This is a genomic window from Pseudomonas sp. Sample_9, assembly GCF_004307535.1.
In the GTDB taxonomy this organism is placed as follows: domain Bacteria; phylum Pseudomonadota; class Gammaproteobacteria; order Pseudomonadales; family Pseudomonadaceae; genus Aquipseudomonas; species Aquipseudomonas mercuritolerans.
On the sequence record NZ_RAZO01000081.1, the window covers coordinates 1 to 2,280 of the forward strand.

At 61.1% G+C, this 2,280-nt stretch carries 2 protein-coding genes; one reads left to right on the forward strand and one right to left on the reverse strand.

Annotated features, from left to right (window positions below; translation table 11 throughout):
* Positions 1–958, reverse strand: a 958-nt coding sequence (locus tag D6877_RS04650) for a cache domain-containing protein (RefSeq protein ID WP_178083636.1), incomplete at its 3' end; no start/stop codon positions are given.
* 186 nt (positions 959–1,144) lie between these two features.
* Between D6877_RS04650 and D6877_RS04655 the strand changes: the two genes are divergently transcribed.
* Positions 1,145–2,280 (forward strand): helicase HerA-like domain-containing protein (locus D6877_RS04655; RefSeq protein WP_130910020.1); only part of this gene is annotated, 1,136 nt, incomplete at its 3' end.

A 2,280-nucleotide genomic window follows, 5' to 3' on the forward strand; every position in this document is an offset into this window, starting at 1 on the left:
CGCCCTCGCCGTCGGCGATGTCTTCCATGGCGCGGGTCATCACGTGCAGCGGCTGAATCAGCAGGCGGATGAGCATGCCGAGCAGGGCAATGATGATCGCCACGGCAATAATGGTCGCGATCACTGCCGAGGTGCGGAATTCGCTGAGCATCGAGTAGGCCTGATCCTTGTCGATCGACAGACCGATGTACCAGTTCACCGACGGCAGGCCCTTGATCGGGGCGAAGGTGACGATGCGGGTTTTGCCATCAACCGTCACTTCGCTGAAATCGCTGCTGATGCGCGGGGTGTCCTGCGGGTAGGCTTCTTTGAGCGACTTCATCACCAGGGCCTTGTCCGGATGAACGAGGATCTTGCCGTCAGCGCTGACCAGGAACACGTAGCCCATGCCATCGAAATCCCGTGCGGCGAGGGTGTCGACCAGCGATTGCAGGCTGAGGTCGCCGCCGACCACGCCGACGCTCTGCCCGGCCTTTTTCGACGCGGTGGCGATGGAGATGATCAACTGGCCGGTGGCCGCATCGATGTAGGGTTCGGTCAGGGTTGAAGTGCTGCTGCTTTCGGCGCCTTTATACCAAGGGCGTACGCGCGGATCGAAACCGTCCGGCATTTTCACGTCCGGGCGGATGGTGAAGTGCCCGGTGGCATCGCCCAGATAGGTGGCCATGAACGTCGAAGTCAGGCTTTTCTGTTCGAGCAGGCTGGCGACCGTGGCAGGTTCCGGGTTGATGGCGATGTTCTGCGCGGCGTTCTCGATCAGCAGAATGCGCCCGCTGAGCCAGGTCTGGATGTTGCCGGCGGTGACCTCGCCCATTTCATTGAGGTAGTTGTTCAGATCATCGCGGATCGCATTGCGCTGCAGCCAGTCGTTGTACAACGTGAACGAGGCGAAAGCGGCAATGACGATGAGCGCGGCGGCAAGCAAAATCTTATGGCTGAAGCGCAGGTTTTTGTTCATGGCTTGGGGTTCCGCTAAGGTCTTAATGTCCTGGGCGTGCTTTGATAGAGACGCGCACTATGGGCAAGGTTGAAAAACTGATATTTCCGGCTCTCCTTAGGGAAATGTCCGACCCGATTTTCTGACGGGTCTATCCAATTTATGTATCGGCCATGTGTCATCAAAGATTAACCATTGGGTGAGAAAATGCCTGACTCCTTGCAACTCGTTATCGGCGCTGATCCGGCCGCGCAACCCATCGCTCAGGCCATGCGCCTGGCCAACCGCCACGGGCTGATCGCCGGCGCTACCGGCACCGGTAAGACCGTGACATTGCAGCGTCTGGCCGAAGCGTTCAGCGACGCCGGTGTCGCGGTGTTCGCCGCTGACATCAAAGGCGACCTGTGCGGCCTAGGTGCTGCCGGCAACCCGCAGGACAAAGTGGCCGAGCGCATCGCCGGCATGCCCTGGCTCGGTCACACGCCGCAGGCTTATCCCGTGACTCTGTGGGACATCCACGGTGAGTCCGGACATCCGCTGCGCACCACCCTGAGCGAAATGGGCCCGCTGCTGATCGGCAGCCTGCTCGAGCTGACCGACAGTCAGCAGTCGGCGTTGTACGCGGCTTTCAAGGTGGCGGATCGCGAAGGCTTGCTGTTGCTGGATCTCAAGGATCTGAAAGCTCTGCTGAACCACCTCAAGGACAATCCGCAGTTGCTCGGCGAAGACGCGGCGCTGATGACCACCGGTTCCAGCCAGGCGCTGCTGCGCCGCTTGGCGACACTGGAACAGCAGGGCGCCGAAGCCCTGTTCGGCGAGCCGGCGCTGCAACTCGAAGACATTCTGCAACCCACCGCCGATGGGCGTGGACGCATCCATCTGCTCGACGCCAGTCGGCTGGTGCACGAGGCGCCAAAGGTTTACGCAACGTTCCTGCTGTGGCTGCTGGCCGAGTTGTTCGAGCAACTGCCCGAGCGCGGCGATGCTGACAAGCCGCTGCTGGCGCTGTTCTTCGATGAAGCGCACTTGCTCTTCGGCGACACGCCCAAGGCGTTGCAGGAACGCCTGGAGCAAGTGGTGCGTTTGATTCGTTCCAAGGGTGTTGGCGTGTATTTCGTCACCCAGTCGCCGGCGGATCTGCCGGATGACGTGCTGGCGCAGTTGGGCTTGCGCATTCAACACGGCCTGCGTGCGTTCACCGCCAAAGAGCAGAAATCCCTGCGGGCAGTGGCGGATGGCTTTCGGCCGAATCCGGCGTTCGACAGTCTGTCGGTGCTGACTGAGTTAGGTATTGGTGAGGCGCTGGTCGGCACGCTGACCGAGAAGGGCACGCCGGAAATGGT